Below are 12,642 nucleotides of genomic sequence, written 5' to 3'. Positions count from 1 at the left end.
CGAAATTGCGGAAGTTTTCAGCAGGCCGCGAGGGCGAACCGGGGGAGCTCGGCCGTCTCGTCATTGGCGGCCACGGTGTGGCTGTGCGGGCAGCCCGAGCAGCAGGACTTGGCGCAGGGGCCAAGCGTTTCGTCGATGATGGTCTTGATGGTACGGGCGCAGCGGCCGCATTCGGCGCTACAGCCGAGGCATCCATAGACCTGCTTGGCATGACGTACGGCGTCGTCGGACTCGGCGACCGCGGCTCGGATGTCGTCATCGCTCAGCACGTTACAGGAACAAACGATCATGGAAGCGGCAGGCCCTTCGGTGATGCGTCATCATCGATATTTAAGGGGCCGTCCGGATGCAAAGGGAAAAACCGGTATTTGAAGCTATTCCAAACTAGCCCGGAAACAGCCTAGAACGGCTCTAAAATAGGGAGTTGTGCTGGATCAATATCTTGGCGGACCTAGTCACCGCCTCCACCACCATCGCCGCCACCTCCGCAATCCCCGCCACTGCTACCGCTATCGCTGCTGGAACAGCTGTCGCTCGAGCTCCCCGAGCTGTCGCTGGAAAACCAACTCCCCAGCGAGAAGCCGTCGCTGGCCGCTGAATAGCCGTCGCCGCTACTTCCTCCGTCACCGCCAGCACCCGCGCGCGAGCGCCGGCCGCGGTTCTGGAGATGGGCGAACCAGCCATAGCCAATCGCGAAAATGACCCCGGCAGCGATCAAAGTATTCATCATCGCGTTGCCCATCGTCGTCTCCCTCGCGGACCTGCGATCCATTAATTGGTCGCCCTCAGCGAAGGTGCCGTTCATTGATCATTCAAACGAAGTATGGAACTTTACCCCCCAAAGAGTTCCCACCTGTTCGTGCGAAAGGTCACGCCAATGAAGAAGTTCTTACTGACGGTCGCCGCCGTCGCCACCCTGGCCCTCACGGCCGGGACACCGGCCCACGCTCAGCGTGGTGTCGCCGCCGGCGTGGCCGCCGGGATCATCGGTGGCGCCATTGTCGGCGGCGCGCTGGCGTCTCCGTATTATTACGGACCCGGTCCGGGCTACTCCTATGGCCCCGGCTATTACCCCCCCCGCTACTACGCGCCGGGTCCCGGCTATGTCGCCGACGACTATTACGGCGACGGCTGCGTCTGGCAGCGGCAGCGCTTCTGGGATGGCTACGCCTGGCGCACCCGCCGCGTCAGAGTCTGTGGCTGAGGCGCGCTGAACAGGTTCGCTACGGATGCGCCGTTCATCTCCGGGCCTGAAAAAGACCGCTTTTTCTCGTCACAGCTCCGTGCGCGTTTACCGTGGATTGACCAATTGCGCGCTTCCTAGCTGCACGGTCGATTTCATCAGAGTGTGCGTGAACCTTTGAAACCCGGGCGCTCCTAACAAGGGACGTCCATCTCCCAGGAGAGCCAAGAGCATGAAGAAGACTTTTGTTGCCGCCCTCACGGTTGCGACGATCGCCGGTTCGCTGGTGACCGCCACTCCGTCCGCGAAGGCCCATGACGGCGTCGGCGCCGGCATCGCAGCCGGCCTGATCGGTGGCGCCATCGTCGGCGGCGCCATCGCGTCGAGCCGTCCCGCCTATGGCGGACCGGTCTACATTGCCGAGCCCCCGCCGCCCGCGCCCTGCTACTGGCAGCGCCAGCGCTATTGGGACGGTTACGGCTGGGTCATCCGCCCGGTTCGCGTTTGCTACTGATCTGATCGCAAGATCCGATCGCATGGCGCATCCGTGCCGCGATCGAAGCCCGGCCGAGCACCTCGGCCGGGCTTTTTTCTTTGGTGAAGAGTTAAGGCCGTTTACCGCGCCGCTTGGATCGAGCGCAGCACCTCTTCGCTCGGCCAGCAATCGACCTTGAGGCCTGCCGACTTCTGGTAGGCGCCGAGCGCCGCGCGCGTCTGCATCCCGGCCTTGCCGTCGATCTTGTCCTTGTAGAGCCCGACGCGCGTGAGCCCGCGCTGCATGGTCTCGACGTCCTTGGTGCGCAACTGCTTGGAGGCCGCCCATTGTGTCGCGAACGGCAGCGGGCTCGTCATGCGGTCGCCGAGATGGCCGACGAACAGCACGTAGAGGTCAGAGAAATTGTACTCCTTGATGACGAAGTAGTTCTTCGTCGTCAGGAACGACGGGCCGTAAATGCCTTCCGGCTGCAGCAGCGAGGCCGGCTGCGCCTGCTCAGCAGCGCTCAGCTTCTCGCCACGCACCGGCACAAAACCTTCGCGCAGCCACTGGCCGATCGGCTTCGTCACCTCGGGCACGCCGCTGGTGCAATCGACCTTGGCCGGCGCCTGCACCTCGTAAGCCCAGCGCACACCGCTCTGCCAGCCCTTGTTGACGAGCTGCTGCGCGGCCGAGGCCAGCGCATCCGGCACCGAATGCCAGATGTCGATGCGGCCGTCGCCGTCGAAGTCGACACCGTGCTTGTAATATTCGGACGGCAGGAATTGTGTGAGCCCGGTGGCACCCGCCCAGGACGAGCGCATGTCCTTGCGCGTCACCACGCCCTCGCCGAGGATCTTCAGCGACAGGATGAACTCATTCCGATAGGTGTCCTTGCGTCGCCCGACATAGGCCTGCGTCGCCAGCACGCGCACGAGATCGTAAGGCAGCGTGTAGCGGCCGTAATCGGTCTCGCGGCCCCAGATCGCGAGCATAATGGTGGCCGGCACGCCGGATTTCTTCTCGATCTCGCTCAGCGCCGGGCGATATTTTTGCAGCAGCCGCTGCCCCTCGCCCGCAAGCCGCGCGATCGAGGCTTCCTTGACGTAGTCGGCCGGCACCTGCACGAACTCGGCCTGCGACGGTGCGCCGGTCGCGGGCCGTCCGGGCAGGATCAGGTCGGGCAGCTTGTAATCAGGCTCGAGCCCGCGCGTCTGCTCATCGAATGTCGCGCGCGACACGCCGGCGGCCTGCGCCTCCGGCCAGAGCGAGGCGATGAACTGCGTGAAGGCGGCGTCGGCAGCGCGGGCGGGCGACAGGCCGCAGATGATAGCGATCACCGCAGCTATGAGCGCCCGCCGCATCATGCCCTCATCACCGCGTCAGCTTCTTGTACTTCACGCGGTGCGGAATGATGCTGTCCTGGCCGAGGCGGCGCATCTTGTCCTTCTCGTAGTCCTGGAAGTTGCCTTCGAACCATTCGACGTGGCTCTCGCCTTCGAAGGCCAGGATGTGGGTCGCGATGCGGTCGAGGAACCAGCGGTCATGGCTGATGATGACGGCGCAGCCGGCGAAATCTTCCAGCGCCTCTTCGAGCGCGCGCAACGTGTCGACGTCGAGATCGTTGGTCGGTTCGTCGAGCAGCAGCACGTTGGCGCCGGACTTCAGCATTTTTGCAAGATGCACGCGGTTGCGCTCACCGCCGGAGAGCGCACCGACCTTCTTCTGCTGGTCGGCGCCCTTGAAGTTGAACGACGAGCAATAGCCGCGCGAGTTCACTTCCTTCTTGCCGAGCAGGATCAGCTCGTTGCCGCCGGAAATCTCCTCCCACACGTTCTTGTTGCCGTCGAGCGCGTCGCGCGACTGGTCGACATAACCGAGATGCACGGTCTCGCCGACCGTGATGGTGCCCTTGTCCGGCGTTTCCTGCTTAGTGATCATCTTGAACAGCGTGGTCTTGCCGGCGCCGTTGGCGCCGATCACGCCGACGATGCCGCCAGGCGGCAGCTTGAAGGTAAGATCGTCGATCAGAAGGCGATCGCCATAGCCTTTGCTGAGCGTTTCGAAATCGACCACGTTGGCGCCGAGCCGCTCGGCGACGGGGATGATGATCTGCGCGGTCTGGGTCTGCTTCTCGCTCGCCTGCTTGAGCAGATCCTCGTAGCGCTGGTAGCGCGCCTTGGATTTGGCCTGACGCGCCTTCGGCGAGGACGCGACCCATTCCTGCTCGCGCGCGATCGTCTTCTGATGCGCAGCGTCTTCACGGCCTTCCTGCTCGAGCCGCTTCTGCTTCTGCACCAGCCAGGACGAGTAGTTGCCCTCGTAGGGAATGCCCTTGCCGCGGTCGAGCTCGAGAATCCAGCTCGTGACGTTGTCGAGGAAGTAGCGATCGTGGGTGACGATCAGGATCGCGCCGGGATAGTTGCGCAGATGGCCTTCCAGCCAAGACACGGACTCGGCGTCAAGATGGTTGGTCGGTTCGTCGAGCAGCAACAATTCGGGCTGGTCGAGCAGCAGTTTGCACAGCGCGACGCGCCGGCGCTCACCGCCCGACAGTTTCGTCACATCGGCATCGTCGGGCGGACAGCGCAGCGCGTCCATCGCCTGGTCGACCTTGCTGTCGAGATCCCAGAGGCCCTGGGCCTCGATCTCGTCCTGCAGCTTGGTCATCTCGTCGGCGGTTTCTTCCGAATAGTTCATCGCCAGCTCGTTGTAGCGATCGAGGATGGCCTTCTGCTTGGCGACACCCAGCATGACGTTCTCGCGCGCGGAGAGCGCCGGATCGAGATGCGGTTCCTGCTCGAGATAGCCGACGCGGGCGCCCTGGGCGACCCAGGCCTCGCCGTTATACTCCTTGTCGAGGCCGGCCATGATCTTGAGCAGCGTCGACTTGCCCGAGCCGTTGACGCCGAGCACGCCGATCTTGGCGTCCGGGTAGAACGACAGATGAATGTTATCGAGCACCTTCCGGGTCGGGTAGCTCTTGGTCAGGCCCTGCATGAAATAGATGAACTGGCGCGCCATCGGTCCCGTGAAACCTTCGATTTGAGGAAATTTGCTTGCCGCCGATGTAACGATCCCGCCCCCAAAGGGCAATGTTTTCCCTCCGTTCACCACGGATCAATACGGAATGGACACCATCCGGCCGCCGATCCGGACAATTGAAACCATTTTTTAATAAAGTGGGCCAAAGCTCGTCATGGCGCCGAAAAAGACGCCACCCGCGGCAGAAGCGACGGGGAGAACAGCGAGGCCGCATCATGGCTCTGATCGAGACCAATTCCATCGCCGTTCCGGCACGAGCCGGTAGCGCTTCCGGACTCGTCACGGAGATCAAGGGCTTCTGGAAGCGCTTCTTCGCCACCGCTTTCAACCCTTACCGCCCCGAGCTGCACTACATGCGTGGGCCCGGCCCCGCCTGGCGCGCCAAGCACGGCATGGATACGCCGTTCCGCCTCAAGCCCCGCGACCTCTGAGCCCTTCTCTCCTATCGGATTTTTGAACACGTCAGCTGCTTGCGCGCAGGCGTGATTGCGCGCAACCATGGCCAGGTTCCGACGATGGCGCTCCCCGCCTGGCGCCGTCACCTCTCGCCATGGATGAAAGCTGATGACGCGGCTGCGCTGTGCAATTCTCGACGACTATTTCAACCTCGCCCTCGACGTCGCCGACTGGCAAAAACTGTCCGACCGCGTCGACGTCACCGTGTTCAGCCATCCCTTTGCCTCGGAGCAGGCCGCGGCGAGCGCGCTGGCCGATTTCGAGATCATTTGCGCGATGCGCGAGCGTACGGCGTTCCCCAAGAACCAGTTCGCGTCGCTGCCGAAGCTGAAGCTGCTTTTGACCTCCGGCATGCGCAACGCCTCGATCGACATGGAGGCTGCGAAGGCGCAAGGCGTTGCCATCGGCGGCACGCAATACTCCCGCGATCCGACCGCGCCGCTGACCATGGGCCTGATCCTCGAACTGACCCGCGGCATCGGCCGCGAGAACGCGCGCATGCATGCCGGCGAGCCCTGGCAGAGCTTTGCCGGTGTCGAGATCGAGGGACTGACGCTCGGCGTCGTCGGGCTCGGCAAGCTCGGCAGCAAGATGGCGGGTATTGCGAAAGCGTTCGGCATGAACGTGATCGCCTGGAGCCCGAACCTCACGCCGGAGAAGTGCGCGGCGGCCGGCGTCGGCTACGCCACCAAGGAGGAGCTGTTCGCCAAGGCCGATATCGTCACCATCCATGTGGTGCTGAGCGATCGTTCGCGCGGACTGGTCGGAGCTGCCGATCTCGCGCGGATGAAGCCGACGGCCTTCCTCGTCAACACCGCGCGCGGCCCGATCGTGGACGAGCAGGCGCTGCTGGAAGCCTTGCAGCAGCGGAAGATCGCGGGCGCCGGCATCACCGTATTCTCGGTCGAGCCGCTGCCGGTCGACCATCCCTTCCGCAAGCTCGACAATCTCGTGCTGACGCCGCATCTCGGCTACGCCACCGAGGACGGCTTGCGCATCCATTACGGGCAGATGGTCGAGGCGATCGACGCCTTCACCGGGGGTCGCGAGCTGCCGCGCAAGCTGGCCTGAAACGAAAAGGGCGTGCCGACGGCACGCCCTTCGCGATTTGAGCTGTTTCGAAGCGCTTAGCGCACGGTGACCGGCGCGGGCAGCGGCGGCACCACCGTCGGCTGGGTGCCCGGGACGGGGCCAGCCTGGGCAGCCATCGGAGCCGGACCGGCAGCGCCCGACGTCGGCGCAGCGGAGGCGGTCGCCGTTCCCGGCGGCGGGCCACCCGGCATCACCACCACGCGGGTGCCGACCTTGACGCGGTCGAACAGGTCGGAGACGTCCTCGTTCAGCATGCCGATGCAGCCCCACGACACGAACTTGCCGATGGTCGAAGGCTGGTTGGTGCCGTGGATGCGGTAGACGGTCGAGCCGAGATACATCGCGCGTGCGCCGAGCGGATTGCCGGGGCCGCCGGCCATGAAGCGCGGCAGATAGGGCTGACGCTCGATCATCTCGGTCGGCGGATGCCAATCCGGCCACTCGGCCTTGCGGGTGATCTTCTGCACGCCGGTCCAGGTGAAGCCATCGCGGCCGACGCGGACGCCGTAGCGGATCGCACGGCCGCCTCCGAGCACGTAGTAGAGGTAGGTGTTCGGGGTATCGACGATGAGCGTTCCAGCCGGCTCCTTGGTCGCCAGCGAGACTTCCTGGCGGCGCAGGTTCGGCGACAACTGCGCGGGAGCAGCGTCGGGCTGCTCCTCGGGCGGCAGCGAAGCGATCGCCATCGGCCGGCCATCGTTGCCCACGGGCGGCTGGCCGGACTGAACCGTTCCGGTCGCGGCGGGGCCGCCAACGGCCTCCGGCGGACGCAGGCCGTCCCTGCCGGGTGCCTGACCCGGGCGATCGGCATAGATCACCGCGGGCGGGCCAGCGGGGCGGCCGTAGCGGGGATCGTCGGGCGACATCACGGGACCCTGCGGCGGCGCCGCCGAATAGACCGGCGGAGCGCCAGCCGGACGGCCATAGCGCGGATCATCGGGCGACATCACCGGCCCCTGCGGCGGGGCGGCGGAATAGACCGGCGGAGGACCAGCCGGGCGGCCGTAACGCGGATCGTCGGCCGGACCAAGCGGCGGCAGCGACGCCTGCGGCATCGCGTCGTCTTCATCGTCTAGCGAGTCGAAATTCGGCGTGCGGTCGCCGGGGCGATATTCGGCCGGAGCGCCATAGCTCGGCGCCTGCTGGACCGGATAGCTCTGAGCCTGTGCGAGCGAGGTTCCCGCCGCAGCGACTGTTGCGGCAGCGCATATCGTCAGAAAATGTTTGATCATCATCGCTCTTGTATAGTCCCCCAGCCCATCCGGACCGTTAACGGCCAGATGACCGAAGATAGCGGCACATTCAAGACATTACAGGCTGATTTGTGCCCGAGTTAGCGATTTGTGATGCAGGCACACACAGTTGCCCCGTTGCATCACGGGGCGGAAATCGCATCGAGCTGTAGATTGCCGGAGTCTCCGGCCCCGAATTTAAGGGAACGGCGCGGAGGCGTTGCGATATGTTCGAATCAGCCTGATTCGCCTCCGCTTTGAGCTTCTGTCCCGGCGTGGCGAACGGCAATCAGTACCGTCACCGCGTTCAGATGGCTCTTGGGTCCCGGCCGCCACCCGCCGGGGCGGAAATTCGTAACCCGTCCGATGCTTCCCGGCTTTCGCTTCCTGTTTGCCGCGATCCTGCTGTCAACCTCCATCCTGGTGTTCGGCCTAGGTGCCGCCGCGCTGCTGGGGGCCACCCACGAGCAGTATGTCAGCAACCCCTCCTGGCGGAACGGCCCGCAGGAAAAGGTGTTTGCGCAAAGCCCAGAGCCGGCCCAGCCGGTGCTAGCGGCGCTCCGCGCCGAGCCGGAGGCGGCCGCCGAGCCCGCGCCATCGCTGCGCGACCGGGTGCCGACCATCGGCTTGCCGGTGAACGAGCCCGAACAGGTGGCCGCCCTGACGACCGAGGCCAACGTGCCGCCGCAGGTCACCGAGGCCGCGCCTCCGGCCGCCGAGCCGGTGCAGGCCGAGGCCACGACGGAAGCCATCGCGCCGGCTCCTGCCGACACACTCACCCCGGCCGACACAATGGCATCGATCCCCGAGCCCACGCCTGCCGTGACCGCCAGCGAACCGGCGCCGGCCGATCCCGATCCCGGTGCGGCCCTCGCCTCCCCGGCGCCCGACATTGCCCCGGCCAAGGTGGCCGCGCTGAACGATCCGGCGGCGCCGGCCTTGAAGGATGCGCCGGCGAAGGCCAAGGGGGACACCAAGGGAGACGCGAAGGCGGACAGCAGCGCCCCGGACAGCAAGGCGGCCAAGCGCCAGGCGAAGGCGAAGAAGCGGCACCGCATGGTGCAGCGTCCTCCGCCCCAGCAGTTGCGGCAGAGCTATGATCCGTTCGGCCAGCAGCAGATGCTGGCGACAACGGCCACGCGCACGCGCCAGTAAGGCTACGCCGGCCCGGTCGCGACCGGCGGGCCGCCGGCCTGGCCCCACTCCGACCACGAGCCGTCATAGAGCGCGGTGTCGGTGATGCCGAGGCGATAGAGTGCGAGCGTCAACACGCCGGCGGACACGCCCGAACCGCAGCTCGTCACGATCGGCGCATCGAGCCTGACGCCGGCGTTCGCGAAGGCGGCGCGGAGATCGTCGAGCGGCTTCATCTCGCCGGTCGCGGCATCGAACAGCTGATTGTAGGGCACATTGCGCGCGCCGGGGATGTGGCCCGAGCGGATGCCCGCGCGCGGCTCAGGCGCGCGGCCCTCGAAGCGGTCGGCGGCGCGTGCGTCGATCACCTGCTCTGCGCTGCTTTCGACGTTGGCGATCAGCTGCTGCATGCTGCGCACGCGTTTTGAGTCGTAGCTCGCCCTAAACGTCGCGGGCTTCGGCTTTACCTCGCCGCTCTCGACCGGATGCCCCTCGGCGCGCCACTTCTTCAACCCGCCATTGAGAATGCGTACATTGCTGTGGCCGAAGGCCAGGAACATCCACCAGGCGCGGGGCGCAGCGACCCATCCGCCGGCATCGTAGAGGACGACGGTGTCGGCATTGGAGATGCCGAGTTGGCCTGCGTCACGGCCGAACTGCTCGGCGCTCGGATACATGTGCGGCAGCGGGTTGGAATGATCCGACACCGCGTCGACGTCGAAGAACACGGCGCCCGGCAGATGCGCGGCGAGATAGTCGTCCTTCGGCAGCGGCAGCACGCCCGGCAGCTTGAAGCTGGCGTCGAGGATCTTGACGTTGGCGTCGCCAATGTGGGCGGCGAGCCATTCGGTGGAGACGAGGGGGTCGGTGACGGTCATGCGAGGTCTTTCTTGTCATTCCGAAGTTGAAGCAATGCGCATCAAACTCCGCTGTCAACGCCCGGCTTGACCGGGCGATCCAGTATTCCAGAGGCGGTTGTGATTGAGTCGAGACGCTGCGGCGTACTGGATTCCCCACTTCGCGGGGAATGACAGCGGAGATTGACGCGACAGCGCAGCACTTCTCACCCCTTCTTCTTCGGCTCCCACTGCTCCACCGGACCGCCGGCATCGCGCCAGGCGGCGTAGCCGCCGGCGATGTGGGCGACGGGCTTCAGGCCCATGTCCTTGGCGGTCTTCGCCGCGAGCGCGGAGCGCATGCCGCCGGCGCAATGGAAGACGAATTTCTTGTCTTCCTGGAAGATCGGTTTTGCGTAGGGGCTCTGCGGATCGATCCAGAATTCGAGCATGCCGCGGGTGCAGGCGAACGCGCCGGGGATGCGGCCGTCGCGCTCGATCTCGCGGGGGTCGCGGATGTCGACGATGACGACATCGCCGTTCTTGGAGATCTCGATGGCCTCCTTGGCGTTGAGCGTCTCGATCTCGGCATTGGCCTCGTCGATCAGCGCCTTGATGCCGCGGGTGATGGTCTGGGGCATGTGGTTCTCCCTCTTGTCGGCCTCTGCGCGGCCGTCCGGACTGACGGCGCGTACAGCTAGTGCGTCAATTCCTTCATCGCACCCTCGAGCCCCTCGATCGTGATCGGGTACATGCGGTTGGCAAAGATGCGTTTGATGATGGTGGTCGATTCCGAATAGTCCCAGTGCTTCTGCTGCACCGGATTGAGCCACACCGTATGCGGATAGGTGCGGATGATGCGGTCGAGCCAGACCGAGCCGGGCTCCTCGTTGACATGCTCGACCGAGCCGCCGGGCACCATGATCTCGTAAGGCGACATCGATGCGTCGCCGACGAACACGACCTTGTAGTCGTGCGGGTATTTGTGCAGCACATCCCAGGTCGGCGTGCGGTCGGTAAAGCGGCGCTTGTTCTGCTTCCACACGCCTTCGTAGAGGCAGTTGTGGAAGTAGAAATACTCCATGTGCTTGAACTCGCTCTTCGCCGCCGAGAACAGCTCCTCGACCTGCTCAATATGCGAATCCATCGAGCCGCCGATGTCGAAGAACACCAGCAGCTTCACCGCATTGCGCCGCTCGGGCCGCATGTGCACGTCGAGATAGCCGTGATTGGCGGTCTCGCGGATCGTGGTGTCGAGATCGAGCTCATCAGGCGCGCCGGTGCGCGCGAATTTGCGCAGGCGCCGCAGCGCCACCTTGATGTTGCGGATGCCGAGCTCGACATTGCCGTCGAGATCCTTGAACTCGCGCTTGTCCCACACCTTCACGGCACGGTTGTTGCGGTTCTTCTCCTGGCCGATGCGGACGCCTTCGGGATTGTAGCCGTGGGCGCCGAACGGCGAGGTGCCCGCGGTGCCGATCCACTTCGAGCCGCCCTGGTGCCGGCCCTTCTGCTCCTCGAGCCGCTTCTTCAGCGTCTCCATGAGCTTGTCCCAGCCCATCGCCTCGATCTGCTTCTTCTCCTCCTCGCTGAGGTATTTTTCGGCGAGCTTCTTCAGCCACTCCTCGGGGATCTCCGCCTTCTCCATGGCGTCGAGCAGGCTTTCCAGCCCCTTGAACACCGTGCCGAAGACGCGGTCGAACTTGTCGAGGTTGCGCTCGTCCTTCACCAGCGAGGTGCGCGACAGATAGTAGAAATTCTCGACCGAGTAGTCCGACAGATCAGCGTCGAGCGCCTCCATCAGCGTGAGGTATTCGCGCAGCGTCACGGGGACCTGCGCATCGCGCAGAGAAGTGAAGAATTGCAGGAACATGGGTGACAGATTGCCCGTCGGGGGGCGAACGTCAAGGGGCCGAGCCCGCCGCGGGACGCTGGACCGGTCGGCTTTTTGCTCTAGAATTGACCGTCTCACGGGGTTGTTTTGGGGACGTTTGCAATGGGAATTCTCGCAGCGCTCATCATTGGCGCGATCGCCGGCTGGCTTGCCGGCAAGATTGTCCATGGGGCGGGATTTGGCCTGATCGGCAACATGGTCGTCGGCATCATCGGCGCGCTGGTTGCGAGCTGGGTGCTGCCGCAACTGCATATTGCGCTGGCCACCGGCACGGTCGGCGCCATCGTGGATGCCACCATCGGCGCGGTGATTGTGCTCGTCATCCTTTCGCTGATAAAACGGGTCTGAAAGCCTGACCGAACCAGGAACGGCCGCCATGAGCGGCCGTTCCGTTTGTTGGACCAGGGCGATGCCCGGCCGACGACCAACAAGGACGCGCGATGAAATTTACCGGCACCAAGGACTATGTTGCGACCGACGATCTCAAGGTCGCCGTCAATGCCTCGATCGTGCTGGAGCGCCCGCTGCTCATCAAGGGCGAGCCCGGCACCGGCAAGACCGTGCTGGCGGAGGAAGTGGCGAAGGCGCTGAACGCGCCGCTTTTGACCTGGCACATCAAGTCCACCACCAAGGCGCAGCAGGGCCTCTACGAATACGATGCAGTGTCGCGCCTGCGCGACAGCCAGCTCGGCGATGCCCGCGTCTCCGACATCAGGAACTACATCAAGCGCGGCAAGCTGTGGGACGCCTTCACCGCCGAGCAGCGCCCGGTGCTCTTGATCGACGAGATCGACAAGGCCGACATCGAATTCCCGAACGACCTCTTGCTCGAGCTCGACCGCATGGAATTCCATGTCTACGAGACCGGCGAGACGATCAAGGCGAAGCAGCGCCCGATCATGATGATCACCTCCAACAACGAGAAGGAGCTGCCGGACGCCTTCCTGCGCCGCTGCTTCTTCCACTACATCAAGTTTCCCGACGCCGACACGATGGGCCGCATCGTCGACGTCCACTTCCCCGGCATCAAGAAGCGCCTGGTCGAGGAAGCGCTGCGCATCTTCTTCGAAGTGCGCGAGGTGCCCGGTCTGAAGAAGAAGCCCTCAACCTCCGAGCTGCTCGACTGGCTCAAGCTGCTGCTCAACGAGGACATGAGCGTCGAGCAACTGCGCGAACGCGACCCGCGCAAGCTGATCCCGCCGCTGCACGGCGCGCTGCTCAAGAACGAGCAGGACGTGCACCTGTTCGAGCGGCTGGCGTTTTTGAGCCGGAGGGAGGTTTGATCTGCAAGCGCG

Annotated in this window: 15 protein-coding genes; 7 read left to right on the top strand and 8 right to left on the bottom strand. The window is 64.8% G+C overall.

The features are described 5' to 3' along the window. Positions 1 to 17: 17 nt before the first annotated feature. Both ACVJ5M_RS11880 and ACVJ5M_RS11875 read right to left on the bottom strand, forming a co-directional pair. On the bottom strand, positions 18 to 290 hold the full coding sequence (locus ACVJ5M_RS11880; RefSeq protein ID WP_063981474.1) for a (2Fe-2S)-binding protein: 273 nt from the start codon (positions 288 to 290) through the stop codon (positions 18 to 20). Between the two features lie 161 nt (positions 291 to 451). Continuing rightward, complete coding sequence (locus tag ACVJ5M_RS11875) at positions 452 to 742, bottom strand: hypothetical protein (RefSeq protein ID WP_063986135.1); 291 nt, start codon at positions 740 to 742, stop codon at positions 452 to 454. A gap of 135 nt (positions 743 to 877) precedes the next feature. On the opposite strand from ACVJ5M_RS11875, the gene ACVJ5M_RS11870 reads away from it, so the two are divergent. Both ACVJ5M_RS11870 and ACVJ5M_RS11865 read left to right on the top strand, forming a co-directional pair. Next, the gene (locus ACVJ5M_RS11870; protein WP_063981473.1) at positions 878 to 1,204 is read left to right on the top strand and encodes a hypothetical protein; all 327 of its coding nucleotides are present in this window, start codon (positions 878 to 880) and stop codon (positions 1,202 to 1,204) included. Between the two features lie 211 nt (positions 1,205 to 1,415). After that, positions 1,416 to 1,697: a hypothetical protein gene (locus tag ACVJ5M_RS11865; protein ID WP_063981472.1), complete on the top strand. Its 282-nt coding sequence runs from the start codon at positions 1,416 to 1,418 to the stop codon at positions 1,695 to 1,697. Between the two features lie 101 nt (positions 1,698 to 1,798). Here ACVJ5M_RS11865 and ACVJ5M_RS11860 read toward each other — a convergent pair whose 3' ends face one another. Then, a complete protein-coding gene (locus ACVJ5M_RS11860) occupies positions 1,799 to 3,025 on the bottom strand; it encodes a lytic murein transglycosylase (protein ID WP_063981471.1) in 1,227 nt (408 codons plus the stop codon). Between the two features lie 7 nt (positions 3,026 to 3,032). After that, positions 3,033 to 4,682 (bottom strand): energy-dependent translational throttle protein EttA, encoded by a 1,650-nt coding sequence (gene ettA / locus ACVJ5M_RS11855; RefSeq protein ID WP_166102215.1) that lies wholly within the window; start codon positions 4,680 to 4,682, stop codon positions 3,033 to 3,035. Between the two features lie 236 nt (positions 4,683 to 4,918). Between ettA and ACVJ5M_RS11850 the strand changes: the two genes are divergently transcribed. Then, positions 4,919 to 5,134, top strand: a complete 216-nt coding sequence (locus ACVJ5M_RS11850) for a hypothetical protein (RefSeq protein WP_028152324.1) — start codon at positions 4,919 to 4,921, stop codon at positions 5,132 to 5,134. Positions 5,135 to 5,267: 133 nt separating this feature from the next. Next, complete coding sequence (locus tag ACVJ5M_RS11845; RefSeq protein WP_456679292.1) at positions 5,268 to 6,230, top strand: D-2-hydroxyacid dehydrogenase family protein; 963 nt, start codon at positions 5,268 to 5,270, stop codon at positions 6,228 to 6,230. A 56-nt stretch (positions 6,231 to 6,286) separates the two neighbouring features. Here the strand turns inward: ACVJ5M_RS11845 and ACVJ5M_RS11840 are convergent, their stop codons facing one another. Next, positions 6,287 to 7,483, bottom strand: coding sequence for a L,D-transpeptidase family protein (locus ACVJ5M_RS11840; RefSeq protein WP_456679291.1), 1,197 nt, complete (start codon positions 7,481 to 7,483; stop codon positions 6,287 to 6,289). 366 nt (positions 7,484 to 7,849) lie between these two features. On the opposite strand from ACVJ5M_RS11840, the gene ACVJ5M_RS11835 reads away from it, so the two are divergent. Further along, the gene (locus ACVJ5M_RS11835) at positions 7,850 to 8,638 is read left to right on the top strand and encodes a hypothetical protein (RefSeq protein WP_456679290.1); all 789 of its coding nucleotides are present in this window, start codon (positions 7,850 to 7,852) and stop codon (positions 8,636 to 8,638) included. 2 nt (positions 8,639 to 8,640) lie between these two features. On the opposite strand, the gene sseA is transcribed toward ACVJ5M_RS11835, so the two are convergent. From sseA to ACVJ5M_RS11820, 3 genes are all read right to left on the bottom strand, one after another. Next, the gene (sseA, locus tag ACVJ5M_RS11830) at positions 8,641 to 9,495 is read right to left on the bottom strand and encodes a 3-mercaptopyruvate sulfurtransferase (RefSeq protein WP_063981467.1); all 855 of its coding nucleotides are present in this window, start codon (positions 9,493 to 9,495) and stop codon (positions 8,641 to 8,643) included. Between the two features lie 185 nt (positions 9,496 to 9,680). Further along, positions 9,681 to 10,094, bottom strand: a complete 414-nt coding sequence (locus ACVJ5M_RS11825; protein WP_028152329.1) for a rhodanese-like domain-containing protein — start codon at positions 10,092 to 10,094, stop codon at positions 9,681 to 9,683. A gap of 56 nt (positions 10,095 to 10,150) precedes the next feature. Then, entirely contained in the window at positions 10,151 to 11,326 is a 1,176-nt protein-coding gene (locus ACVJ5M_RS11820) for a vWA domain-containing protein (protein ID WP_028156289.1), read from the bottom strand. Positions 11,327 to 11,449: 123 nt separating this feature from the next. Here ACVJ5M_RS11820 and ACVJ5M_RS11815 point away from each other — a divergent pair, with 123 nt between their 5' ends. Both ACVJ5M_RS11815 and ACVJ5M_RS11810 read left to right on the top strand, forming a co-directional pair. Further along, positions 11,450 to 11,695, top strand: a complete 246-nt coding sequence (locus tag ACVJ5M_RS11815; RefSeq protein ID WP_063981466.1) for a GlsB/YeaQ/YmgE family stress response membrane protein — start codon at positions 11,450 to 11,452, stop codon at positions 11,693 to 11,695. Between the two features lie 92 nt (positions 11,696 to 11,787). After that, the gene (locus tag ACVJ5M_RS11810) at positions 11,788 to 12,630 is read left to right on the top strand and encodes an AAA family ATPase (RefSeq protein ID WP_063981465.1); all 843 of its coding nucleotides are present in this window, start codon (positions 11,788 to 11,790) and stop codon (positions 12,628 to 12,630) included. Positions 12,631 to 12,642 lie beyond the last annotated feature (12 nt).

It is taken from the genome of Bradyrhizobium sp. S3.7.6, from assembly GCF_054061875.1.
This window is presented reverse-complemented; position numbering and strand designations above follow the sequence as displayed.

What these genes read in the sequence shown, in the direction of transcription:
- ACVJ5M_RS11850 (WP_028152324.1), top strand. Translation starts at nt 4,919, where the DNA reads ATGGCTCTGATCGAGACCAATTCCATCGCCGTTCCGGCACGAGCCGGT.
- ACVJ5M_RS11880 (WP_063981474.1), bottom strand. Translation starts at nt 290, where the DNA reads ATGATCGTTTGTTCCTGTAACGTGCTGAGCGATGACGACATCCGAGCC.
- ACVJ5M_RS11875 (WP_063986135.1), bottom strand. Translation starts at nt 742, where the DNA reads ATGGGCAACGCGATGATGAATACTTTGATCGCTGCCGGGGTCATTTTC.
- ACVJ5M_RS11870 (WP_063981473.1), top strand. Translation starts at nt 878, where the DNA reads ATGAAGAAGTTCTTACTGACGGTCGCCGCCGTCGCCACCCTGGCCCTC.
- ACVJ5M_RS11815 (WP_063981466.1), top strand. Translation starts at nt 11,450, where the DNA reads ATGGGAATTCTCGCAGCGCTCATCATTGGCGCGATCGCCGGCTGGCTT.
- ACVJ5M_RS11820 (WP_028156289.1), bottom strand. Translation starts at nt 11,326, where the DNA reads ATGTTCCTGCAATTCTTCACTTCTCTGCGCGATGCGCAGGTCCCCGTG.
- sseA (WP_063981467.1), bottom strand. Translation starts at nt 9,495, where the DNA reads ATGACCGTCACCGACCCCCTCGTCTCCACCGAATGGCTCGCCGCCCAC.
- ACVJ5M_RS11825 (WP_028152329.1), bottom strand. Translation starts at nt 10,094, where the DNA reads ATGCCCCAGACCATCACCCGCGGCATCAAGGCGCTGATCGACGAGGCC.
- ACVJ5M_RS11840 (WP_456679291.1), bottom strand. Translation starts at nt 7,483, where the DNA reads ATGATCAAACATTTTCTGACGATATGCGCTGCCGCAACAGTCGCTGCG.
- ACVJ5M_RS11845 (WP_456679292.1), top strand. Translation starts at nt 5,268, where the DNA reads ATGACGCGGCTGCGCTGTGCAATTCTCGACGACTATTTCAACCTCGCC.
- ACVJ5M_RS11865 (WP_063981472.1), top strand. Translation starts at nt 1,416, where the DNA reads ATGAAGAAGACTTTTGTTGCCGCCCTCACGGTTGCGACGATCGCCGGT.
- ACVJ5M_RS11835 (WP_456679290.1), top strand. Translation starts at nt 7,850, where the DNA reads ATGCTTCCCGGCTTTCGCTTCCTGTTTGCCGCGATCCTGCTGTCAACC.
- ACVJ5M_RS11860 (WP_063981471.1), bottom strand. Translation starts at nt 3,025, where the DNA reads ATGATGCGGCGGGCGCTCATAGCTGCGGTGATCGCTATCATCTGCGGC.
- ettA (WP_166102215.1), bottom strand. Translation starts at nt 4,682, where the DNA reads ATGGCGCGCCAGTTCATCTATTTCATGCAGGGCCTGACCAAGAGCTAC.
- ACVJ5M_RS11810 (WP_063981465.1), top strand. Translation starts at nt 11,788, where the DNA reads ATGAAATTTACCGGCACCAAGGACTATGTTGCGACCGACGATCTCAAG.